We start from the raw sequence: 22,694 nt of genomic DNA, 5'->3' as shown, positions 1-22,694 counted from the left end.
GTATTACGCCAGCACACGGTGCAGGAAGGCGAGTGCGTCCGGTAGCGCCTCGGCCGCCGCGCTCAGATGATCACCCGGATAGACGCCGACCTGGAGATCGGCACCGGAGGATCGCAGATCGGCGATCAGCTCGAGGCTCAATGGAGCCGGGACCTCCAGATCGGTCAGCCCCTGACCGAGGAACAGGGGCACGGTCTGCCCCTCGGTCGGAATCCGCAGCATCGAGCGCACCGCCGATTCCAATGCCGGCCCCGCCAACTGCCTGCTCAGCATCTGTCCGATCGCGATATCGCGCACCAGCGCATCGGCGGCGTCGACACATTCGGACTCCACGATCCGCAGCACCTGCTCGCCGATCGGCGTCAGATAGCTGTCGATATCGAGTTCGGGTGCGGTAGCGCGCAATCCGGCCAGAAACAGCCCGAAATACGTGGTGGTCTTGCGCAATGGCAGCCGCGGCACCCACGGCCCGGCCGCGGTCAGCCCGTACTCCAGATTCGACGGTGCGCCGGTGGCCAACGCGCCGCGCAACGCCAACTCCGGAGCGTCGGCGGGTGCGAGCGCCGCGGTGAACAGCGCGGTCTGGCCGCCCTGCGACTGCCCGAAGACCGCCCAGCGGGCGCCGAGTGCCGGTGTCACCGCGCGCGCCGCCCGCACGCCGTCGATCACGCTGCGCGCCTGCGAGGGACCGTCCAGGTACGGATGCGTGCCGGGCGTGCCGAGTCCGACGTAGTCGGAGATCACCACGGCGAATCCGGCGGCCAGCAGTGCCGGATAGACCGTCGCCAGATAGAACTCGCGCGGCCGCAGCGTAAACGCGCACTGGTCGGCAATGCCGACGCTGCCGTGCGCATAGGCCACGATCGGCCAGCCGCCCGGGGGCGGTGGACCGGGCGGCAGGTAGATCGCGGCGGTGCTCTGCATCGGTCCGCGCGGCCCGCGTGACCAATACGTGATCCGCTGCGCCAGTGCCGCACCACGCACCCACAGCGCGCCGGATAACTCCGCGGTCTCGGTGACCACGCCGGGAGCGTCGCGCCCCTGCGCGATCGCCGACCCGGCCGAAGCCACCGTCATCGCGACCAATGCCGCACCGACCACCCTGCGAGCCCGCACCATCGACCGACTATCGCCAGCCCCGCCACCGCCGACAAGACACCACAATCGATGGCCCCGATCCCGGTACGGCTGTTGCGCCGCCGCGCTATGACTACGCTCGGTTGGCATACCACCATGCGGAAGGACCGACAGTGACCCAGCGCAAGGCCGATCGGATGCCAGCGGTGCGATCGGTCGCCGTGCTGCTGTGCTGCGGCACGCTCGCCAGCACCCTTGGCGCATGTGGTTCCGATGAATCACCGCCGGTCAGCGCAGCGGCCACACCGACAATGGTCACCACCGCGGCGGCGACGACCACTACCCTGGCCGCAGTGCCGAGTGTGGATCCCTACGCCGATATGCCGCTCATCGACCACACCACCTGGACCGAGGGCGTGGACGGACCACGCCTGCTGGTCTTCCCGACCCAGGCCGGGCGGCACGAAACCTTCCCCGATACCGAGGAACGGGCGTGGCAGGAGGTGCTCACGCTGGCCCCCGACGCCGATACTCCCGGCATGCGCGATCAGTTCGTCTGCCATTGGGTCTGGGCCCGCATGGTGCAGCCGAACAAGGAGAGCTGGAATCTGGAACCCTGGCGTCCGGTGGTGGGCTATCAGGCCACCGTCCAGGCCTCGTGCAATCCCGGTGGACCCGAACGATGAGAAAGGAACCAGCTATGCGCGTCGTCATCGCGGGCGGACACGGCAAGATCGCACTGCTGCTCGGTGAACTCCTCGCCGGGCGCGGCGACGAGGTCGACAGCCTGATCCGCAATCCCGAGCACGCGGCCGAGGTCGCCGCCACCGGCGCCCGACCGGTCGTCTTCGATCTCGAGCACAGCACCGTCTCCGAACTCGCCGCCGTCGTAAAGGATTCCGACGCTGTGGTTTTCGCGGCCGGTGCGGGCGCCGGCAGCGGTATCGCCCGCAAATACACGGTGGACAAGGGCGGTTCGGTCCTGTTGGCCGATGCCGCCGAAGCGGCCGGTATCCGCCGGTTCGTGCAGATCTCCAGCATGGGCGCCGGACAGCCGCCCGCGCCCGGCACCGATGAGGTCTGGGCCGCCTACATCGACGCCAAGACCCAGGCGGAGGACGATCTGCGCGCCCGCGATCTGGATTGGACGATTCTGCGGCCGGGCCGCCTGCTCGATACGGCGGCGACCGATCGGGTCACGCTGGGCCCGCCGCCGCTGCCCTACGGCAGCATCGCACGCGCCGATGTCGCCGCCGTACTCGCCGAGATTCTGCACGCGCCGTCGACCGCGCACGCCACGCTGGAGCTCATCGCGGGCGACACACCGGTGTCGTCAGCGATCTCCGCGACCGGTAGCCAGTCGGTCGCCGAAGGCGGTGCCGCAGTTACCGATTGACATTTTTCGCCGCTGGATTGGAGAACATTACCGTGTTCAGCCGCATCACTTCCCTGAAGCTTCGACCCGGATCTCGTGGTGAATTCCTCGCCGCAGTGAACCGCAGTGCCACCGCATCCGTGCGTGAGGAACCCGGTTGCCTGCGATTCGATGTATGCGCTGACCGCGTCGATCCGCACCGGTTTTTCCTCTACCAGGTCTATATCGATGAGGAGGCGGCCGAAGCGCACCGTTTCACCGAACATTTCCTGGCCTGGCGCTGCGCGGTGGAGCGATATGTGGAGCCTGGCACTCAGGTGCACTACAGCACCGATGTGGTGATCAATGCGAAATGATCGCGCGAAATTCGCTACCGTCCGCGTCGGTTCGCGGATGATTAGCAGATGCGAAAACCCAACTGCGAATGCACAATCGATCGTGCAGATGTGCTTGCATCTGAAAGGCACACCGACCTAAACTCAGTCCCGCAAGGCATTACAAGGGGACAACTAGGGGAGGCCGCGTGGGTGAACCAAGGGCCAATGTCGCCAGGGGTTTGCTGTCGCCAGACGTCAGGGGCGTTCTAATGGACCAACCACTTCCCGGCGGCCGGCTCGGAATCGCCGAAGCCGCACTGGCCGACCAGCCAGCGAACGGTATAACAACTATGAGCACACCGTCGACCCGAAGCGGACAGCGCAGTACCGCATACTCGCGCGAAACCGCAGTCGCTTTCGTCATCGATGCCGTCGAGTCCACCGGTGCGGCCACTCGACACGATTTCGATATCGACCGGATCGTCACCACCGCGCACGCGATGGCCGACGACTGGGATCTCGAGGCCCTGCAGCCCGCCACCTTCTGGCGCATCGCCTCCAGCTTCATCAAGCAGTGACCACACGGCATCCGAAGTTCTAGCGGCCCAATCGAATTACGTCACGGTTCGGGTGGCGATGCCCACTGCGAAGCATAGGCCCGCAGCGCAATCTTCGCCTCTCGCAACAGATTCGGGTCACCATCGGGATCGCATCGGAATGCTTCTTGCATGACCGCATCGCCCATCAGATGTGCGGCGCGGCACGCGATATCGAGTCCCTCGGTATCGGCGACGGCGCCCTGCGCGAGCATAACCTCGCGCAGTGTCACCGCCATTCGGCGTTTGTGCTCACGATCAGCGGCCCGTGCCGCCTCGTTGAAGTCCTTGCCGAACCACAGCGCACGGAAGCCGGGCTCGTCTCGGTACACCTGTGCGAACGCGTCCACCAGGACGCCGATCGGATCGGCCCACCGTTCGCGGCGCGCGATCTCGATCAGCAGCGCCGCCTTGGCCTCCAGCTGCTCGAGATACACCGCGGCGAGGGTTTCGATCACGGCCTCGCGATCCGGCAGGTACTGATACAGCGATCCGACCGAAATCCGTGCCTCCGCAGCCACTCTGATCATTGTCAACGCCCCGACGCCCTCGGTAGCGATCAGTCGATCGGCCACCTCCAGCACACGTGCCAGTCGCTCCCGGCTGCGCGCCTGAATCGGTACGCGGCGCAAGCCCGCTTCGGGTAGTGCCCGGACCGGCACTGTCACCTCCGAGATAATGTGAATCCAATTCAGGTTTCGGTAGGGTATCCGGATGACCACCCTTGCGCCAAACGAACGCGCCCAGGTCACCGCGGCCTGTCTGCGCCTGGCCGAGCACGGACTGCTGATCGGCACCGCGGGCAATGTGAGCCTGCGCTTCGGCGATCTGGTCGCCATTACCGCGACCGGCGCTGTACTCGCCCAGGCAACCGTCGACGATGTGACTGTGGTCGACCTGACGGGCACCGTGGTTGCGGGTCGCTATGCGCCGACCTCCGAATTGGGTTTGCACCTCGACATTTATCGCACCTATACGACGCAAGCGATCGTGCACACACATGCGCCGAAGGCCACCGCCATCGCCTGTGTGTTGGACGAACTGCCGGTCATCCACTACCAGCAGCTGCTGCTCGGCGGTTCGACACGAGTCGCGCCATTTCACCCCTTCGGCACCCCGGAACTCGCCGATGCGGTGCGAGAGGCGTTGCGGGGCAAGCAATCCGCATTGATGGCCAATCACGGCGCGGTCACCCTCGGCGGATCGCTGGACCAGGCGGTCGAATCCGCGCTGCTGCTGGAGTGGGTCTGTGCGCTGTATCTGGACGCCATGGCGATCGGCAAGCCGCGCGAGCTCTCCGAGCAGCAGCAGGCCGCGATCGTCGAGATAGCACTTCGCACCGGATACGGCACCCGCAAGCCACTGAAGAAGGATATCGAATGAAGGTAATCGCCTTGGGCACACAGGTTTTGGACATTCTCGTGCGCCCCGTCGCGGCCATACCGGAGGGACAGCAGACCGCACTGGTCGAGGATATTCGCATCACCGCGGCGGGCACGGCCGCAGGCACCGCGGTGACATTGGCCAAACTCGGCGCGAGCGTGCGGACCGCGGGTGCGATCGGCACCGACACCTCCGGCGATATTCTGCTCGCACTGCTCGCCAAGCCGGGTATCGACACGGAACTGTTGGTGCGCAAGGAAAGTCAGCGCACCTCCTCGTCGGTGCTGCCGATCCGGCCCGACGGCGCACGTCCGAGTCTGCATCTGCTCGGCGCCAACCCGTTGTTCACCCTCGACGACGTCGACTGGGACGCCCTCACCGCCACCGACCATCTGCACCTGGGCGGTCCGGAGCTGATCGGCGCGACCAATGCCGCGCGAATCCTGCAGTACGCCAAGGAGAACGGCGTGACCACGTCGGTCGATCTCATCGCGCCCGGTGCACTCGGCAGCCTCGAAGCCATTGCCGCCGCACTCCCCTACACCGACTACCTGCTACCGAATGACGAACAGGTACTCGGCTTCACCGGCAGTACCGATCTCCGGGCGGGCGCGACGGCGCTGCAGGACGCGGGCGCAACGGTTCTCGCGATCACTCGGGGCGCCGAGGGGACCCTGCTCGTCGATCCCGACGGGCATCAGGACATTCCCGCCTTCGCCATCGATGTTGTCGACACCACCGGTTGCGGCGACGCCTTCTCCGCCGGGTTCATCCGGGCCGTCGCATTGGGCCGCTCATTGCGAGATGCCGCGGTCCTCGGCAATGCGGTCGCCGCACTGGTAGCTCAGGGACTGGGCAGTGACCACGGCGATTTCGATCTCGCGGCCGCGGACGCGTTCGCAGCAGCGAACCCTACCCGCGCTACCGACCCGAGCCAGTCGGGTCGGTAGGCGAGGGTTCGTTCCGAATCACCACTGCCGCAAGGGCGGTCAAGCCTTCTTGGCGTACTCGGCGAGGATTTTCAGCGACTCACCCGGCGACTCGGCTTGGACACTCAAGCGGTCCATGACCGAGAGGTACAGCGCGAGATCCTGCCGTCGATCCAGGTACAGCGCGCTGGTCAGGTGTTCGAGGTAGACGATATCGGGCAGCTCGGATTCGGCGAAACGCAAGATGCTGAACGAACTTCCCGCAGCGGCATGCTCGCCCGCCGAATACGGCAACACCTGCACGGTGACATTCGGCAATTGCGCGAGCTCGATGAGGTGCTCCATCTGCTCGCGGTGCACCCGCGAACCACCGACCGGCCGATGCAGCGCGGCCTCATCGATGATCGCCCAGACCGTCGGCGGATCGACGCGTCGCAGCACCTCTTGCCGCTTGATGCGGACCTGGACCCGCCGATCCATATCGGCGTCCTCGTACCCGAGTGACATTACCGCCCTGGCATATTCGGGCGTCTGCAAGAGTCCGGGTACCAGATGCGCCTCATAGGTACGGATCTTGGTGGCCGCCTGCTCCAGGCCCAGGTAGGTGCCGAACCAGGACGGCAGCAGATCGCTGTAGCGATGCCACCAGCCTGGCTCGTTCGCCTGCCTGGCCAGATCGAGGAATCGCTCGCGTTCCTCGGGGTCGGACACGCCGTACAGGGTCAGTAGGTCGCGGATATCGCGTTCCTTGAAACCGGTGCGGCCCAACTCGAGACGACTGATCTTGGCGTGTGATCCGCGGATGGCGTCACCTGCGGCCTCTCGGGTGATGCCCTTCTTCACCCGGAGGTCACGCAACTGCCCGCCCAGCGCGATCCGCAATACGGTCGGACCACGTTCCACTACAACCGATTGCACACGACCGTCGTCATCGGGTTCTGCGATCATGAAGTCATCTCCGATACTCGGGTTTGACCACAGTGTGTCACAAACACCACGTTTAGAAACACACCGCACCGATCGCCAATGTTACCGCTCAGCTAGTCAGGTCGTCGAACTCCCCGGCCTTCGCGCCGCGCACGAATGCGTCGATCTCCGGTCGGGTATAGAACAGGATGCCACCTTCCGGGTCGCGTGAATTGCGAACGGCGATAGAACCATCGGATGCCTCCGCTACCTCGACGCAATTACCGCCGGACGGACCGCTGAAGGAGCTCTTGCGCCAAGCGCTCGTGATCTTGCGTGAACCGGTGTCCAACATCTTCCCCACTCCTCGGGCTACTTCCAGTGTGAGATGTGCGCTCGAGCGGCCTTACAGATGTGCGCTCAAACGTTCTTGCATTTGCACCTACATCTGCAAGATAGCACGGCCCTCCCGGTGGCGGGATGGCAGAATTCAGACCTGCCGGTCCGCTACGTGACCACTGTTCGGCGGGTTACGCGAGTGCCGTATGCGCCATTCAGCGGAGCGCCATCCGTCTACCCCCCGTGCCACGCCACGCGGATGGCAGGGACTCCTTGGTACGTAATGGATTCCGCGTGACACCGGACGCGGACCACGTCGGCGAACCACTCGAACCACCCGGTCGAGCAGACACGAATCTTGTACTGTCGCAGTGCACATCGGATGTGCCAGCCATGCGCGACACCCGCCCGCCGGAGCAATCCGGTCAACGCTTATCCGCTCGCCGAGGAGTCCACCCCATGCCCGAAGTTCACAATCCGCTCATCCGAACCGACATCCCGCATTCCGCGCGCATCTGGAACTACTGGATGGGCGGCAAGGACTACTACGAAATCGATCGGATCGCCGGTGACGCGGGCATCGAGGTGGATCCCGACATCACCACCATGGCGGTGCAGTCGCGCCAGTTCCTCATTCGCGCGGTCCGCTATCTGGCGAGCGTGGGCATCCGTCAGTTCCTCGATATCGGCACCGGGCTGCCGACCATGCAGAACACCCATGAGGTCGCCCAGAGCGTCGCGCCGGAATCGAAAGTCGTTTACGTCGATAACGATCCGCTGGTGCTGGCCACCGCGCGGGCGCTGCTCACCAGCACCACCCCAGAGGGCGTAACCACCTACGTCGACGCCGACTTCCACGATCCGGAGCTGATCGTCTCCGACGCCAGGAACGTGCTCAATTTCAATGAGCCGATCGCGGTGATGTTCATGGGCGTGCTCGGTCACGCCAAGAGCTACGAGGACCTGCTCCGCATCGTGCACACCGTGCTCGCCGCGGTGCCGTCGGGCAGTTTCCTGGTCATGTGGGACGGCACCGATGACAGCAAGGACTACGTCACGCTGTGTGAGAACTACACCGGCACCGGCGGCGTTCCCTATGTTCCCCGCCCCCAGGCCGAAATCCGTGCCGTATTCGACGGTTTGGAACTGGTGGAGCCCGGATTCGCCTCCATCACCCAGTGGCGTGCCGATGCCACCGAGGTCGGCGAGATCCGGCCGATCTCGGCCTATGGCGCGGTCGCCCGCAAGCCCTGAAGCACAAGTGGGACAACGGCGGTCGTCGGCCAACCAGCCGTCGACCGCCGTTCATATTTCTGTCGGTCGTTCGTACAAATGTACTTGCATCTGCAAGTGCTGACGGCCTAAACTCGGAGCCAGCATCGGGGAGGTACGCAGGGAGTTCGCGCCAGCGTCACCACATTCAACCTCCCCACCGGCAGACGCGAGGGGCGGTCGAGATGAGTACGCCATTCCGAACTCCCGACGGGGCTACGATCTCCGGCGGTGGGATCGACACCCTGCGGCAGTGCTCGGCGCCCGATTACGCGCCACTCGATTGTGCGGTCGAACCGCGCGGCCTCACCTACCGACAGGCCCGCGAGATCCTGCATTTGCACGAGGTCCACGGGCCGCAATGCCGCCAGTGGCTGGCCGCCGCCGCCTACCTCTCGGCCGGACTCGACGACGAATAGCCCTCGGCGCCCACAGCTCCGCAAACGGCCAGCCCCAAATCGCTTCACCCACAGCGATGTTCGTGCAGATGTACTTGCATCTGCACAACACATGACTCTAAACTCGTGCGCGACAAGGGAGTTTCGCACCCGGGAGCCCGTGCCGTAGTCGCCACCGGGACCTCCCGGCGTCAGAGGCACAGGGGCATTCGCATGAATCCACCACACGCTGCGGGTCGACTCGGGATCGCCGATGTCGCCGCCGCCTATGGCACCGAAGCGCTGCAACGGCGCATCGCCGAGCTACGCGCGAGCGGCAAGCACTATGCCGCCAGAGCAATCGAACGCGAAATCCGTAGCGGCGCAGTGGTAGACGAGCTGGCTCTGCACAACCACCAAGGCGCCGCTTAGATTTCGCGGGCCCGCCCTACAATCCGCCGCCCCCGCCGATGAACCAGGGGTTGAACGTGCACACCAGATCCGGATGCGCATCCGGATCGAGCGCTCGCAGGGCAATGGATGCCGCGCGCGGCGAGTACATCATCGTCAGATGATCCGACATGTCCTGCGCACAGCCATCCTGCAGCGTGATGTTGTGCACCGTGGCGTCGGGGCCCGCCGTCAGGAAGGTCAGCTCATAGGGATTGCTGACCTCGTCGTGCTGCGAGCCGACGACCGTGTACTCGACACCGGGCACAGTATCCCCCGCCTGATTCAGCTTGGCGTAGAACGGTGACCCGATCGCCTGCTCGATATTCGCGTGGCCGACGAACAGCTCGTTGAACCCCAGGATATCGACACCCAAATTATTGATCGCCCGTCCCAGGGTGGCCATTCCGAGCAGGGTGGTGCCGTGGTGGGTGGAGCCGAAGGTGACCATCCGTGCCACCTTGCCAACTCCCCCTTCGAATTTCAGATACTGATCGGCCACGGGGCCGCCCTGGGAGTGCGCGACGATATCGACCTGGTCGACCCCGGTCGCGGCCCGCACCCGATCGATGAATTCGCCGAGCTGCTTTGCCGAATCCTCCATGTAGCCAACGCCATTGCGCCCGGGCAGGATCGCACCGAACCCGCCGCCCTCGAGCAGATTCGCCTGTCCATAGTTCAGTGCGAAGACACAGAAGCCCGCACGCACCAGCTGTGGCGCCAGGTACGCGAAGCTGTCATAGGCGTTGAGCCAGGTGCCGTGCGCCAGCACCACCGGACGCGGATGTTGTTGTGTGGGATGGCAGCTCCAGTCGTTCGCACCCGGCGGCGAGGCATCCGGATGCAGGACCCCATAGCCGAATGCGGCGAGATAGACCGCGACCTCCGGCCCCGCGCTCACCGGAACCGACGCCCGGCTCCCCGCCGAACCCGAGCTGCTGCCGGTGCCAGCGAAAGCCACCGGGGTACGCCCACCCGCCGATGCGCCGGGCGCCGCACTGATGAAATCGGCGAGGGCCTGTTCGGTCGGCGCGATATCCGGATCGGCGCCAGCGGGGCCGGGGCCGAACCCGACCGCGAGGAGCGCGGCGCTCCCGATCACCGCGCACGACAGCGCCTTACGTCGCAATCTCCGATGGTTACGTCGTGTCATTGTTCGCACCTTCCATGGCTACCCGACACTGGGCACAGCGGCGCAGGCGAACCGTTCGCAAACACCGAGCCATGGGCAAACGTTAAGACGGCTGGTCACGGGATTTCAGCGACTCGGTGTGGTGCTGGAGCTTCCCACCACGGCACATGCTCCGCTTATGAGCAATGCACAACTACGCGGGCCGACAAGAGATCTCGCATATCCTTTCCCGGGTTCATAACCTTTTCGTATAGTGATGCAACGATTCGGGCGCAGATCTATCACGCCCGATGTGGCACTGGAGCGACGCCTATGACCTTCTCCGCGCTGGATCTGTCCGTCGAAGATGCGGACCCCGTCCTAGAGATCGGCGGGCAGCCCGCGTCGATTCCCCTGATGAATACCGACCGTGTTGCCTCGCGGATGGTCGGGTACTTCGCGACCTGCATGGCACCGTGTCGCACGCTGCCCGGCGAGCAGTTGCGCGGCGACGTCACCAAGCTGACCCGCAGCTGTCTGGCACTGGCCGCCGAAATGTTCGACAAGCGCATGGTTCCCGGCAACGAGCAGCTCGGGGAGGTGCGCGAGGCGGCGGCGCAGTGGGCCCGTGAGGCGGTGCCGCTCGGCACCATTTTGCGCGCCTATCACGAGGGACTGCGCATCGCGTTCGGGCTGGTGACCGCGCGCGCCAAGGCCGACGATATCGCGGAACTGCTCGTCGCCACCGACCTCATGCTCGAACTGCTCGAGGCGATCACCGTGGCGGTCTCGGATGCCTATGTCGAGGAACAGCATCTGGTCGCCAGGGAGCACCAGACCGCGACCCAGACCCTGGCCTCGGCACTGTTGAGTGGGCGCGGCAGTTCCGCGCTCGCCCGCCAGGCGGGTATCCCGATCGCCGACGCGTATCAGGTGGTGGCGCTATCAATTCCCGAACATCCCGACGAACGCGATCCACGGGTCGACAGCCAGGTCGCCGCCCGCAGGAAGCTACGCAGGCTGCAATCGGAACTTGCCGTCGCCTTCGATTCCCGCGTACTCGCCCTGCTGAGCACCAGGGGCGGCACGCTCCTCGTCCCGGTCGAGGACGACGCGACGGTTCTGACCGCCGAAACACTGGATCGACTGGCCAAATCTGCCGAGGTTCCGCTCACCGCCACCGTCGTCACCGGCCAGACCGATGAGATCCCGGAGGCCGCGGACCAGGCCCATGAGCTACTCAATCTGGTGCGGGTCGGCGGACGCAATCCGGGCCTGTATCAGATGACCGACCTGGCCGTGGAGTACCAACTCACCCGTGGCGGCCCCGCCACCCGGCGCATCGCCACCATTCTGGACCCGCTCGACGCCCATCCCGAACTCTTCGACACTATGCGCGCATACCTCGGTAACGATATGAACCGCCAGCTCACCGCGCGCCAGCTGTATGTCCACCCGAATACCGTCGACTACCGGCTGCGCCGCATCGCCCAGCTGACCTCCGTCGACCTGGCCACCTCCGCCGGGATCTCCCAGGCGGCTATCGCCCTGCTGGCCCGCGATCTCGACCGGAGCGTGGCCCGGCGGCTGTAAATCCCCGCCTGATGCGGATTCGTGCTGGTCACGAGATCACGAACGAGTCATCCTGATAGGTGCCACGACATCTGGATGGTGGATTATGCAAATAGCGGAGATCTTGCGCAGGAAGGGCAGCGACGTAGCCACCGTCGCGCCCGAAACCACCGTGCGAACCCTGCTCGGCACGCTCGCCGAACACAATATCGGGGCGGTGGTGGTATCGCCGGACGGCAGCCGGATCACCGGCATTGTCTCCGAGCGCGATGTGGTGCGCAGCTTGCACGCGCGTGGCGCCGCTCTGCTCGACACCCCGGTTTCGGAAATCATGACCGTCGATGTGCGCACCTGCGCGCCCGACGATCTGGTCGACGGGTTGCGCAGCACCATGACCGAGCACCGCGTCCGGCATCTGCCGGTGGTCCACGACGGCCGTCTCGTCGGCATCGTCAGCATCGGCGATGTCGTCAAGAGCGCGATCTCCGAACTGGCCACCGAACGCCAGCATCTGGTGGAGTACGTGCAGGGACAATACTGAAGGGCCGTGCGTACCTGCGACTTCCGAAAGGCGTTGGCTACGAGAAACATTCGAAGTCATCATCGAAAGTGCGTATCGTTGGTGGCGTCCAGCGCGGTTCTCGGAAGGGAGTGGCACGTTGCGGTCACCTGCGTCTGGGACGGACCTAACCCGACCATCCACCACCCGAGCGGTCTCCACCCCACCGATATCGGCACCACTGCCTCCCACTACCGCCGCCATGCGCGGACTCTTTCCGGCACTGGCCGAATCCACCGAGGTCTATCTCGATAGCGCGGCCACCACACAGAAGCCACTGCCGGTCATCGAGACCATCCACCGCTACCACACCTCTCGCACGGCCAATGCCGGTCGCGGTACCTACCCGTGGGCCACCAACCTGACCACCCGCCTGGCCCGCGTCCGCGACCACACGGCGGCCTTCCTCGGTGCGGCGACGCCCGATGAGGTGGTTTTCACCGGCGGCGCGACCGCCGCACTCAATGCGGTCGCGCTGTCCTGGGGCCTGGCCGAACTCGACGACGGCGACGAAATCCTCTACAGCCCACGCGATCACGCCTCGAACGTCCATCCGTGGCACCATCTGCGGCAGGTGCTCGCCCGCTTCGGGCGTCGCATCGAACTGGTCTCCTATCGGGTGACCGAACTGGGCGAAGCCGATACCGCCGACATCCTGGCCAAGATCACCCCGCGCACTCGGCTGATCACCACCAGCCATCTGCACCATGTCTTCGGCGGGCTCACCACACTGGAGGAATTGCGCGGTCTGATCGACCCCGAAATCCTGCTGTGCTTCGACTGCAGTCAGAGCGGCGGGCATCTGCCGGTGAACGTCGCCGAGCTCGGCGCGGACTTCGCGGTCTTCGCGGCGCACAAGATGTTCGGTGCGCCGGGTACCGGAATCCTGTACTGCCACCGCAGAGTTCACGATCGGCTATTGCCGTTCCTACCGGGCGGCAATTCCGGGGTCGACCTCACCGACACCGGATTGGCCTCGGCCGGAATGCCAGAACTGCTCGAGGGCGGTACCCAGAACATTCCGGGCATCCTGGCCCTCGGCAGCGCATTGGAGGTGCTGGAGTCGCTGGATGTCGGCGTCATCGCCGCGCACAATCGCGCACTGACATTGCGGCTGATCGACAATCTCCGTCCGGTACCGGGGCTGGAATTCCTGCCGGGGCCCGCGCACGCACCGTGCGCGATCGGCTACGGCATCGTGTCCTTCACACTCGCGGGCATTTCCGCGACGGATCTCGGATTCGTGTTGAGCGAGTTGGGTTTTCTGGTTCGCACCGGCCTACACTGCACGCCCGGGGTTGACGCCGACAGCACGGACTCGGTCCGAGTCAGCACGCACATCTACAACACCCTCGACGAGATCGACCGCTTCACGACATGCGTCACGACGATTGCCGAGGAGGTCATGTGAAAATGGACGACACCCCGCGCTATGACAGGCGGGCCGCGTCCCGGGTGCTGGCGGGACTCACCGAACCTGGGTTGTTCACTACCCCCATCTCGATTCCTTCCGTTCGACATATCGAATACACCTGCGCCGCACTGCATCCCGAGCCCAATAGCCACCTGACCTACTCACAGCGGCTGTACCTGCAGAACTTCATGCGCCCATGTCAGCCGCATCAGGTCACCAGTGCGACACACCGCATCGCCTGGACCGATAGCGACGGCATCCCCAATACCGGGCATTTCCGTGCCGACGGCCTCGGCCCGCTGGTACCGATCGCAATGCGCGAAGCGGTCCTGCTGCTGTGGCATACCCTGGCCGCGAATTCCGCACTGGCACAACGCGTCGACCGCCTCGGCCCGCGCGAGCACGCGGCGCTCGACGGCACCACCACCGATCACGATCCGATCGAGATCCTGCGGGTGGGCATCGAGGCCGCCGGGCGCGCGCTGGCACAGCATGCACTGGTCGCCCGCCAGACGCCGTATCGCAGTGCGAGCGAATTCGCCAGGGGCATACACGATTCCGGCATTTTTGCAGCGGTCGCCACGCGCTGGTATTGGGAGTTGCAGGCCTCCACCTACCGGCGCGGGATGATTCCGGTGACCCTGGCGGCCCAGCCCGACGGCACCGTGCGCTACACCGCCGACACCGCGGCCACGCTGCGCGCGATGAAGGACGCCACCATCGAGGATGCGCACACCGTCATGCGGCGCGCCACCCGGGTGGAGGGACTGAGTGTGTCGGCAGCCATCGCCAAGTACCACGACGACCTCGATTTGATTTCCCGGCAGTACGCGCTGCTGCCACCGAATACCCGGCCCGCATGTCTGGCCGCCATGCCCCACCATCTCGGTGGCGGGCACTACACCCTGCTTCCGGTCGTGGTCGACCAATTCGTCGCGATCTTCACACAGCTCGTCGATCAGATCCGGATCACCGAGGTGAGCGCCGATCTCGACGAACGCACCGCCGATGCGCCCGCGACCGCCGAGGATCAGATCTTTTATGTCCCGGATATGAGCTGCCAGCACTGTGTCCGCACCATCACCGGTGCGCTGGAGACGATGGGCGTCAAGGTGCTCGAGATCGATTTGCCCAGTAAACGGGTGGTCGCCGAATTCCGAAGTCCGCGCAATCGCGCCCGCGCGTTCGAATCGATCCGCGACGGCGGCTACAACCCGGTGGCCGAGAAGCCGACGCATGCCGCGTTGGATTCGTCGCGGTCGCAGCCCACGGAAACCGCGGTATGACGGCACCGCTACCGGCGCTACCCGCGAAGATCCATCCGCTGGTGCGCGCCTTTCTCGATACCCGCGAGGCCGTCGAAGAGACGCTGATTCGCTTCGGATCCCCGATCCACCTGGTATTTCCGCAGGTCTATGCGGAGAACCTGAAACGGTTGCGCGCCGTACTCGACCGCAGGGGTGCACGCTATCGAATCTGCTACGCGCACAAGGTGAATCAGTCCCGCGCCTTCGTGCGCACCGCCGAACACGCTGGCATCGCGATCGACGTCGCCTCCCCGCACGAACTCACCAGTGCCATCGGCGCCGGATTCGGGCCGATGCGCATCGAGGTGACCGGGCCGAAGGGTGAAGCGTTCCTGCGCGATCTGATCGATTGCGGGGTCACCATCAATGTCGACAACCTGTGGGAGCTGCGCCGAATCACCGAGTTGGCCGGTGACCGCGCGCGAGTTTCCGTGCTGCTGCGGGTTTCCGGCTTCGACGAATCATCGGTGAGCCGATTCGGTGTGCCGTTGGCGCATATGGATCGCGCATTCGATCTACTGTCGGCCAACCGCCGACGAATCGCGTTCCTGGGCTTCGCCTTTCATATCGATTCCGGCGAGCCCGCGGAACGTGTCCGTGCCATCGACGCCTGCCTGGCCCTGGTCGAACGCGCATACGAGCACGGGCTCGCCCCCTCGGTATTGAATATCGGCGGTGGCTTCCGGCAGGTGTTCACCGCCGACGCGGATCGGTTCGACGAGTATGTGCGCGCGCTGCGCGAATCGCTGCTCGGCCGTGGGGAACCGATGAGCTGGTCGAACAATACCTTCGGCTATCACGTCGATGACGGTGCGGTGCACGGGATTCCGGTCTTCCACAAGTATGCGAACACGGTACCCGCGACGCGGATGCTCGATGATCTGCTCGGCGCGCCGTTGGAGCGGCACGGCGGCCGCACCGTCGCCCAGGTGGCTGGGGACAATATGCTCGATATCTGGCTGGAGCCGGGTAAGGCGCTGGTGGACCATGCCGGGGTAACGGTGGCGCGGGTGGAGTTCGTCAAGGAACTTGCCGACGGCACGGTGCTGGTCAACCTCGATCTCAGCCGCGATCAGGTAACCCCGGCCGATCAGGAGGTCATGATCGATCCGCTGGTCCTGCCCAGCATCGCGCATATGCCGAGCAGTGCACCCGGTCGTGACGGCACCGTGGCGGGCGATGGTGTGACACCATTGCGCAGTGCCGCCGACACCACGCCCGCGCTGCGTCCCGCACCCGAATCCGGCCCTGTCGGTGTGTATTTCGCCGGACGCCTCTGTCTGGAGCGCGATCTGATCACCAACCACAAGGTGTGGCTGCCCGAGCGCCCGCGCCAAGGCGATCTCGTGGTGTTTCCGAATACCGCCGCCTACCACATGGATCTGTCCGCGGCATCGGCCTCGATGCATCCGCTGCCCGCGAAACTCGCTGTCGTACACCGCTCCGGCAGTTTCCAGGTGTACCGCGATGCCGACTACGAACCGCTCATCCCGGTCGGCCTACCACCGCCGCGCCGCACACCCCCGCGCGGTCCACGCCGTCCACCGCTGCCGCGCCGACCCTCCGGAGCGCCGTAATGCGCTATGACCACATCACCGATTTGATCGGCAATACGCCGCTGCTGCGCTTGGATCCGGCCGTGCACGGACTCGACAATGTCGAGCTGTACGCGAAACTGGAGTCGCACAATCCCTTCGGCTCGGTCAAGGACCGGGTGGCCTGGGGAATGATCCGCGACGATCTCGACGACATCCGCGCGAGCGGACAGACACTCATCGAGGCGTCCAGCGGCAATACCGCCAAGGCACTGCGGATACTCGGCGCGGTACACGGCATCGGCCTGCGCGCGGTGACCAACCGGATCAAGGTCGCCGAGGTGCGCGATCTCCTGCAGTTGTTCGGCACCGAGATCGTGGAATTGCCCGGCCTGTCCGAATGTCCGGATCCGACCACGCCCAATGACGTGTACTCGGCGATCGAGGCGACCATGGCCAGGGATCCGGACGCCTACTATCACCCCTCGCAGTACACCAACGAGAAGAATATCGAGGCACATCACCACGGCACCGGCCGCGAGATCCACGAGGACCTCGCCGCCGATGGCATCACCGGGGTCGACTATCTCATCGGCGGACTCGGCACCACCGGCTCCACCCGTGGCGCGGCCACCTACCTGCGCAAGCACAATCCCGAACTGCGCACCATCGCGGTCGTTTCCGATCGCTCGGACTTCATACCCGGCATCCGCTCGGAGAGCGAAATGTGGGATGTCGGGCTGTTCCAGCCCGACTTCTACGACCGTATCGTCACCATCGACTCGGCCCGCGCGGTGGACGCCACCCTCGCACTCGCCACCGGCCACGGCATCCTCGCCGGTCCGACCAGTGGCGCGAGCTATGCGGCCGCACTGGAAACCCTTGCTGGGCAAGCCGTTTCGGCGCGGGAGCCGGTGGTCGCGGTATTCATCGTCTGCGATCGGCTGGAACCGTACCTGTCCTACCTCAAGAAGCGCAGACCGGAACTGTTCGACCGCACCGACCGCCGCCACGCACCCAGCGCCGCCGACCTCGCCGCTACCCCGGCCCTGACCCCACACGAGCTGGCCGAACTGGATCGGACCGACCGTCCCACCCTCGTGGATACGCGTGGCGCGATGGCCTACCGCATCGGCCACGTGCCGGGTGCGATCAATATCCGCGACGATCAACTCGACGATATGTTCGCCCACGGCATACCGTTCCCCCGCTCGCGGCCGCTGGTCTTCGTCTGTCCGGTCGGCGAACTATCGCTGCGCTTCGCGGCGATCGCCCGGCAGGCCGGATTCGACGCCAGCAGTCTCGGCGGCGGCATTGTCGCATGGCGCGATGCCGGATTCGCCCTGGAACGCGGCGGCTGAACCCGGTCATGACGGTCAGGCATTAATGTGGGCGGGTGCAGACAGGCCAGGAATCAGACGACGATGCCGGTCCCCGGATCTGGGGTGGAACCACGCTCACCGAGCGCAGGGAGACCCGCCGCGCCGCACTGCTCGAGGCCGCGCTCGATCTGATCGGCGAATCCGGTGCGAGCGGGGTCACCATGCGCGCGGTATGTCGGCGCGCCAATCTCACCGACCGGTACTTCTACGAGAGCTTCGCCAGCCGCGACGAACTGCTGGACGTGCTCTATCGCCAGGTCGCCGACGAATTCCTGGAGCCGATGACCGCGTTCGCGGCCGCGGATCCCTCCCGCGACCGAGAACTGTCCGAGATCCTGGTCGACAAGGTGCTCGCCGATCCGCGCAAGTCGCGGCTGTTCCTGGTCGAGCCGTATTCGAGCACCGGCCTCGGCCAGACCACCATCGCGGTAATGCCGGTCTTCACCCGGCTCATGCAGGATCATCTCTTCGCCCATATCGAGGATCCGGTGCGGCGCAGATTGGCCGCCCTCACCATGGCCAGCGGTAATGCGGGCATGTTCTCGGCCTGGTTGAACGGCTCGCTGCGCGCCACGCGGGAACAGGTGATCGACCACTGCGTGGCGACCATCGCCGCCTACCGCAGCATCTATTGACGGCGGCTCGGCGAAAGGCTGGCCTCCTCTCGCCCCGCTGCCAGGATGCGGGCCAGATCCTCGGGAGTCGGCATGCGGGTCGTGATGCCGACGGCGGTGCGGCCGGTGTTGCCGAGTGGGGCGCGGTCGAGCATGCTGCCGAGCCCGGCGAGCAGCAGCCGCACCATCTGGCCCAGGGCCTCCGTCCGGTCACGACAGCGCACGGCGAGCCGCAGCATGTGCCAGTGCGCGCGAGTATGCGGCCAGGCCCACGCCTGCGACAGGATGTGGGCACGTTCCAGGGCGTGCCACATGGCATCGACGTCGGTGGCGGTGTGAGCGCGGTCGAGTTCGGCCTCGAAGGCAGCGCGGACGCTGGGCGGCATCGGTGACAAGGTTGTCCTCCATGGGTGATGTGTGCGCTGCCAGATTCCCGCGCGCGGACCTCGGTCGGCTTGTACAAACCTGCTGCGCATATGCTCAGCCGGGAAATTCGGTGATCCAGTGCAGGCGAGCGAATTCCGACGGAGCACCGCCGAATACGCTTCGGCACACCCGATTCAGATGCGAGCTGTCGGCGAATCCGGCACCGTGTGCGGCCTCGGTCAAAGTGCAGCCGGTCGCGACCAGTTCCACGGCGCACTGCATCCGCAGCCAGCGAACGTAGGACCGGAACGGAAGTCCCACCTCGGCCGTGAACAGGTGCAGCAGACGGCTTTCGGACAGTCCGACCGCACGTGCCAACTCCGCCGTCCGCACGGACCCGCCGTCGAGTCGATCCGGAAGGAGTGCGAGGACCCGGGTGATCGCGGGATGGCGAACCGAGTCCTCCGGTGGTAGCCCCGGATCGAGTATTCCTCGAAACCAGCCTGCCGCCGTGGACAATTCGGTGGCCGCCCGTGACCAACCGACCACGCTGTCGGCGGGGTCTACGAGCCGGGCCAACCGCACGCCCATCGTCGATTCCGAGTCCAGATGGCACAGATATCCCGCCGCGGCGCCCTGCACGATCGCGTGCGGAACATCGGGCGGAATTACGGCCGCACGGCATGCCAAACGGTCCCCTGTCGCGTCTTCCAGCACGATGTCCGCCGACGACAAGATCACGTGGACCGAATGGTGCGCATGCAGACCGGAAGTGCCGAGTTCACCGGTGACCGCCAACATCCCGGGCCGTAGCAACGCCGTCCCCGCCCAGCACCGATCGTCGTCACTCATGCCCGACAGTCTCCACCATCGCCGCTGACAGCGCGGTGGGCTCGGTCGCCGCATTTGCCAGATGAGCCGGGCGGGTGTTTACTAGCGGACGCAAGGTGCCGATCGTTCGCTGAGGCTCCTTCACGGATATAGGCCAGCGACCCCGAACGTCGAGAGACGCCCCGGGTCAGGACAGGTCTCCCCGGCTTAAGGGGTGACCCCGATTGGCTCCCGACGTGCTCGGGTTCACGCCGTGAAGTGCCAAAGGTCTTACGAGGAGGGGTACTCACCGGCATATTCGCCGGGTTCCCTGCAGGCTCCGTGACGATGACGTACCGCGCTCGGCTCTGCCGTGCGCCGGATCGGTGGAAGGAGGTGGGCCGGATGACCGGCAGTGATAGTCCCGAACCCCGATTAGCCAAATATTCACTCGGCGACACCTCCACGGCGGAATCCACCACGGGATGAGCCCGTAGCCTGCTGTTCGATGGTGCGCTCGACCTGATCAGGGAGGCGTGATGTCAACGGTAGAGATGATCCTGCGATTGCTGGCCGGTGTCGGTTTCGGCGCGGTGATCGGATTCGAACGGCAGTACCGGGCCAGGATGGCGGGGCTGCGCACCAATGCGCTCGTCGCCGCGGGCGCGACGCTATTCGTGCTGCTGTCGGCGCACGGCTTTCACGGCGGTGACGCCGACCCGACCCGGGTGGCCGCGCAGATCGTCTCCGGCATCGGTTTCCTCGGCGCCGGTGTGATCATCCGCGACGGTTTGAATGTGCGCGGGCTCAATACCGCTGCGACACTGTGGTGTTCAGCCGCGGTCGGCGCGCTCGCCGGTGCGGGCATGTTCACCACCGCGGCCGCGGGCACGATCGCGGTCATGCTGGTCAACATCGCGCTGCGGGCCGCCGGACGTGCGGTGGACCGTCAGCCCGATGCCGCCGCTGAACAACTCGCGTCCTATGTCTTCGTCGCGGTGACCAACGACGAGCAGGAGGCCCATGTGCGGGCGCTGCTCGTACAGGCCCTGACCCGCACCGACTTCCGGCTCGTCTCGGTGGCCAGCGCAAATACCGATACGTCCGGCCGGGTGGAGGTCCGCGCCGAACTGACCGGCGATCAGCGCGATGACCGCCAGATGGAATCGGCGGTGAGCAGGCTCAGCCTGGAACCGTCGGTCACCAGCGTCGGCTGGCATATCTCGGTCGACGACTCGGCGGAGGAGGCGCGGGCATGACCATATTGCGCGCCTACCCCTCGCGGGACGCTCTCGATCGGCCACGCAGTCGGGCGGCCGATGTGCTGGTGTTCGTCGGTGCGGCGGTGTTGATCTGGGCAGTCGTGCGGATCTCGACGACAATTGCGGTACCGTTCGACGAAACAACCGCTCCGGCAACGGTATCCACCGATGCGCACGAGCTGCCGTACTACGCGGCCCGATCACTGCTTCGGATGTTCGCCGCGCTCGCGCTGTCCATTGTCTTCACCTTCGGGTACGCAACCGCCGCGGCGCGGCTACGGCGCACCCGTGCGGTATTGCTGCCCGCGCTCGACATACTCCAGTCGGTGCCGATTCTCGGATTCCTGTCCATCACCGTCTCCGGGTTCATCGCCCTGTTCCCGGGATCGGAACTGGGTCTGGAAGCCGCCGCCATTTTCGCGATCTTCACCTCGCAGGCGTGGAATATGACCTTCGCGTTCTACCACAGCCTGGTATCGCAGCCGCGCGAGCTGGATGAGGCGTCGCGGAATCTGAGATTGTCACGCTGGCAACGGTTCTGGCGCGTCGATGTGCCCAGCGGCATGATCCCGCTGGTCTGGAACGGCATGATGAGTTTCGGCGGCGGATGGTTCTTCCTGGTCGCCGCCGAGGCGATCAGCGTGAACAACCGCCAGTACGCCCTGCCCGGCATCGGCTCATATGTGGCGACCGCGACCGCGGACAGCCAGCTCGGAAAGGTGTTCACCGCCATCGGCGTCATGATCGCCATGGTCGTCGGGGTGAACTTCTTCTTCTGGCGGCCATTGGTGGCCTGGGCCGAGCGCTTCCGGGTCGAAGACTCCGAGGCCGCCGAGGCGCCGCGCAGCATCGTGTTGAATCTGCTGCGGCGTTCGCAAATTCCAGGGCTGTTCGGCCGGGTCTTCGGACCGCTTGTCGCACCGCTGGATCGGGCGATGAGCAGCTTGGGGCTGGCCGAATATCCGCTGCACACTTCGGTTTCCCGACGCCGGGCCGGTGATGTGGTATTCGCGGCGGTGGTGCTGGCCGCGATCACCTACGGCGGGTATCGGGTGGTCGATTACATCGAATCCACCGCGGGTTTCGGCGAGGTGGCGCACGCGTTCGGCTTGGGCTTGCTCACCCTGTTGCGCGTCATCGTGCTGCTCGTCATCGCGACCGCGGTCTGGGTGCCGATCGGTGTCTGGATCGGCCTCAACCCCAAGGTGTCCCGGATCGCCCAGCCGATCGTGCAGGTGCTCGCCAGCTTCCCGGCCAACTTCCTGTTCCCGCTCTTCACGGCCGTGCTCGTGTGGAGCGGTGCGAGCCTGAACTGGGCGGGCACCATTCTGATGGCGCTCGGCGCTCAGTGGTACATCCTGTTCAATGTCATCGCCGGAGCCAGTGCGGTCCCTAACGACCTGCGCGAGGCGGCCGCGAATCTGCAACTGCCACGGGCACTCTGGTGGCGCAGGCTGATCCTGCCCGCCATCTTCCCGAGCTATGTGACCGGCGCGATCACCGCGGCGGGCGGGGCATGGAACGCGTCGATCGTCGCCGAGATGGTGCAGTACGGATCGACCACACTGTTCGCGGCCGGGCTCGGTTCGTATATCAAACAGGCGACCGAAGTCGGCGATTCACCGCGCATCCTGATCGGTGTGCTGGTCATGAGCATCTACGTCGTCGGCATCAACCGGCTGTTCTGGCGGCGACTGTACGCCCTTGCCGAACGGCGGTATTCGCTGTGACCTCTCGCCCG

25 protein-coding genes and 1 riboswitch are annotated in these 22,694 nt (G+C 65.6%); of the genes, 18 read left to right on the top strand and 7 right to left on the bottom strand.

The window, feature by feature from the left end; all coding sequences use genetic code 11:
* Nucleotides 1–3 precede the first annotated feature (3 nt).
* A complete protein-coding gene (locus ABZW16_RS17695) occupies nucleotides 4–1,119 on the bottom strand; it encodes a lipase family protein (protein ID WP_354956971.1) in 1,116 nt (371 codons plus the stop codon).
* Between the two features lie 131 nt (nucleotides 1,120–1,250).
* Between ABZW16_RS17695 and ABZW16_RS17690 the strand changes: the two genes are divergently transcribed.
* From ABZW16_RS17690 to ABZW16_RS17675, 4 genes are all read left to right on the top strand, one after another.
* Nucleotides 1,251–1,763 (top strand): DUF2599 domain-containing protein, encoded by a 513-nt coding sequence (locus ABZW16_RS17690; RefSeq protein WP_354956970.1) that lies wholly within the window; start codon nucleotides 1,251–1,253, stop codon nucleotides 1,761–1,763.
* Between the two features lie 14 nt (nucleotides 1,764–1,777).
* The gene (locus ABZW16_RS17685; protein WP_354956969.1) at nucleotides 1,778–2,473 is read left to right on the top strand and encodes an SDR family oxidoreductase; all 696 of its coding nucleotides are present in this window, start codon (nucleotides 1,778–1,780) and stop codon (nucleotides 2,471–2,473) included.
* Between the two features lie 32 nt (nucleotides 2,474–2,505).
* Nucleotides 2,506–2,808 (top strand): putative quinol monooxygenase, encoded by a 303-nt coding sequence (locus ABZW16_RS17680; RefSeq protein ID WP_354956968.1) that lies wholly within the window; start codon nucleotides 2,506–2,508, stop codon nucleotides 2,806–2,808.
* Nucleotides 2,809–3,119: 311 nt separating this feature from the next.
* A complete protein-coding gene (locus ABZW16_RS17675) occupies nucleotides 3,120–3,347 on the top strand; it encodes a hypothetical protein (protein WP_354956967.1) in 228 nt (75 codons plus the stop codon).
* Nucleotides 3,348–3,388: 41 nt separating this feature from the next.
* On the opposite strand, the gene ABZW16_RS17670 is transcribed toward ABZW16_RS17675, so the two are convergent.
* The gene (locus ABZW16_RS17670) at nucleotides 3,389–4,033 is read right to left on the bottom strand and encodes a TetR family transcriptional regulator (protein ID WP_354956966.1); all 645 of its coding nucleotides are present in this window, start codon (nucleotides 4,031–4,033) and stop codon (nucleotides 3,389–3,391) included.
* 46 nt (nucleotides 4,034–4,079) lie between these two features.
* Here ABZW16_RS17670 and ABZW16_RS17665 point away from each other — a divergent pair, with 46 nt between their 5' ends.
* Complete coding sequence (locus tag ABZW16_RS17665) at nucleotides 4,080–4,748, top strand: class II aldolase/adducin family protein (RefSeq protein ID WP_354956965.1); 669 nt, start codon at nucleotides 4,080–4,082, stop codon at nucleotides 4,746–4,748.
* Nucleotides 4,745–5,698: a carbohydrate kinase family protein gene (locus ABZW16_RS17660; protein WP_354956964.1), complete on the top strand. Its 954-nt coding sequence runs from the start codon at nucleotides 4,745–4,747 to the stop codon at nucleotides 5,696–5,698. Before ABZW16_RS17665 ends, ABZW16_RS17660 begins: the two co-directional genes overlap by 4 nt.
* Before the next feature lie 39 nt (nucleotides 5,699–5,737).
* Here ABZW16_RS17660 and ABZW16_RS17655 read toward each other — a convergent pair whose 3' ends face one another.
* Together ABZW16_RS17655 and ABZW16_RS17650 are read right to left on the bottom strand one after the other, a co-directional pair.
* Entirely contained in the window at nucleotides 5,738–6,625 is an 888-nt protein-coding gene (locus ABZW16_RS17655; RefSeq protein ID WP_354956963.1) for a helix-turn-helix transcriptional regulator, read from the bottom strand.
* Nucleotides 6,626–6,713: 88 nt separating this feature from the next.
* Nucleotides 6,714–6,938 (bottom strand): DUF397 domain-containing protein, encoded by a 225-nt coding sequence (locus ABZW16_RS17650; protein ID WP_354956962.1) that lies wholly within the window; start codon nucleotides 6,936–6,938, stop codon nucleotides 6,714–6,716.
* Between the two features lie 443 nt (nucleotides 6,939–7,381).
* On the opposite strand from ABZW16_RS17650, the gene ABZW16_RS17645 reads away from it, so the two are divergent.
* From ABZW16_RS17645 to ABZW16_RS17635, 3 genes are all read left to right on the top strand, one after another.
* Nucleotides 7,382–8,176 (top strand): SAM-dependent methyltransferase, encoded by a 795-nt coding sequence (locus ABZW16_RS17645; RefSeq protein WP_354956961.1) that lies wholly within the window; start codon nucleotides 7,382–7,384, stop codon nucleotides 8,174–8,176.
* Between the two features lie 203 nt (nucleotides 8,177–8,379).
* A complete protein-coding gene (locus ABZW16_RS17640; RefSeq protein ID WP_354956960.1) occupies nucleotides 8,380–8,613 on the top strand; it encodes a hypothetical protein in 234 nt (77 codons plus the stop codon).
* A 192-nt stretch (nucleotides 8,614–8,805) separates the two neighbouring features.
* Nucleotides 8,806–9,003: a hypothetical protein gene (locus ABZW16_RS17635; RefSeq protein ID WP_354956959.1), complete on the top strand. Its 198-nt coding sequence runs from the start codon at nucleotides 8,806–8,808 to the stop codon at nucleotides 9,001–9,003.
* Nucleotides 9,004–9,019: 16 nt separating this feature from the next.
* Here ABZW16_RS17635 and ABZW16_RS17630 read toward each other — a convergent pair whose 3' ends face one another.
* Nucleotides 9,020–10,174 (bottom strand): alpha/beta fold hydrolase, encoded by a 1,155-nt coding sequence (locus tag ABZW16_RS17630; protein WP_354956958.1) that lies wholly within the window; start codon nucleotides 10,172–10,174, stop codon nucleotides 9,020–9,022.
* Between the two features lie 291 nt (nucleotides 10,175–10,465).
* Between ABZW16_RS17630 and ABZW16_RS17625 the strand changes: the two genes are divergently transcribed.
* From ABZW16_RS17625 to ABZW16_RS17595, 7 genes are all read left to right on the top strand, one after another.
* Nucleotides 10,466–11,725: a helix-turn-helix domain-containing protein gene (locus ABZW16_RS17625; protein WP_354956957.1), complete on the top strand. Its 1,260-nt coding sequence runs from the start codon at nucleotides 10,466–10,468 to the stop codon at nucleotides 11,723–11,725.
* 85 nt (nucleotides 11,726–11,810) lie between these two features.
* Complete coding sequence (locus tag ABZW16_RS17620) at nucleotides 11,811–12,245, top strand: CBS domain-containing protein (RefSeq protein WP_354956956.1); 435 nt, start codon at nucleotides 11,811–11,813, stop codon at nucleotides 12,243–12,245.
* A 220-nt stretch (nucleotides 12,246–12,465) separates the two neighbouring features.
* Nucleotides 12,466–13,674, top strand: coding sequence for an aminotransferase class V-fold PLP-dependent enzyme (locus ABZW16_RS17615; protein WP_354956955.1), 1,209 nt, complete (start codon nucleotides 12,466–12,468; stop codon nucleotides 13,672–13,674).
* A 2-nt stretch (nucleotides 13,675–13,676) separates the two neighbouring features.
* Entirely contained in the window at nucleotides 13,677–14,963 is a 1,287-nt protein-coding gene (locus tag ABZW16_RS17610) for a heavy-metal-associated domain-containing protein (protein WP_354956980.1), read from the top strand.
* Nucleotides 14,960–16,561 (top strand): decarboxylase, encoded by a 1,602-nt coding sequence (locus ABZW16_RS17605; RefSeq protein WP_354956954.1) that lies wholly within the window; start codon nucleotides 14,960–14,962, stop codon nucleotides 16,559–16,561. Before ABZW16_RS17610 ends, ABZW16_RS17605 begins: the two co-directional genes overlap by 4 nt.
* Nucleotides 16,561–17,880, top strand: coding sequence for a pyridoxal-phosphate dependent enzyme (locus ABZW16_RS17600; RefSeq protein WP_354956953.1), 1,320 nt, complete (start codon nucleotides 16,561–16,563; stop codon nucleotides 17,878–17,880). The genes ABZW16_RS17605 and ABZW16_RS17600 overlap by 1 nt, the downstream gene beginning before the upstream one ends.
* A gap of 35 nt (nucleotides 17,881–17,915) precedes the next feature.
* On the top strand, nucleotides 17,916–18,536 hold the full coding sequence (locus ABZW16_RS17595; protein WP_354956952.1) for a TetR/AcrR family transcriptional regulator: 621 nt from the start codon (nucleotides 17,916–17,918) through the stop codon (nucleotides 18,534–18,536).
* Here ABZW16_RS17595 and ABZW16_RS17590 read toward each other — a convergent pair.
* Both ABZW16_RS17590 and ABZW16_RS17585 read right to left on the bottom strand, forming a co-directional pair.
* Entirely contained in the window at nucleotides 18,530–18,901 is a 372-nt protein-coding gene (locus ABZW16_RS17590; RefSeq protein WP_354956951.1) for a DUF3703 domain-containing protein, read from the bottom strand. The two genes, ABZW16_RS17595 and ABZW16_RS17590, sit on opposite strands and share 7 nt — an antisense overlap.
* A gap of 94 nt (nucleotides 18,902–18,995) precedes the next feature.
* The gene (locus tag ABZW16_RS17585; RefSeq protein ID WP_354956950.1) at nucleotides 18,996–19,733 is read right to left on the bottom strand and encodes a helix-turn-helix transcriptional regulator; all 738 of its coding nucleotides are present in this window, start codon (nucleotides 19,731–19,733) and stop codon (nucleotides 18,996–18,998) included.
* Between the two features lie 94 nt (nucleotides 19,734–19,827).
* A riboswitch (M-box (ykoK) riboswitch) is annotated at nucleotides 19,828–19,999 on the top strand.
* A gap of 231 nt (nucleotides 20,000–20,230) precedes the next feature.
* Between ABZW16_RS17585 and ABZW16_RS17580 the strand changes: the two genes are divergently transcribed.
* The gene (locus ABZW16_RS17580; RefSeq protein WP_354956949.1) at nucleotides 20,231–20,950 is read left to right on the top strand and encodes an MgtC/SapB family protein; all 720 of its coding nucleotides are present in this window, start codon (nucleotides 20,231–20,233) and stop codon (nucleotides 20,948–20,950) included.
* The gene (locus tag ABZW16_RS17575; RefSeq protein WP_354956948.1) at nucleotides 20,947–22,683 is read left to right on the top strand and encodes an ABC transporter permease subunit; all 1,737 of its coding nucleotides are present in this window, start codon (nucleotides 20,947–20,949) and stop codon (nucleotides 22,681–22,683) included. Before ABZW16_RS17580 ends, ABZW16_RS17575 begins: the two co-directional genes overlap by 4 nt.
* Nucleotides 22,684–22,694: the final 11 nt, after the last annotated feature.

It is taken from the genome of Nocardia sp. NPDC004604 (genome assembly GCF_040609795.1).
GTDB lineage: Bacteria > Actinomycetota > Actinomycetes > Mycobacteriales > Mycobacteriaceae > Nocardia.
The sequence above is the reverse complement of the archived record's forward strand: the minus strand, read 5'-3'. Positions and strand labels throughout refer to the sequence as shown.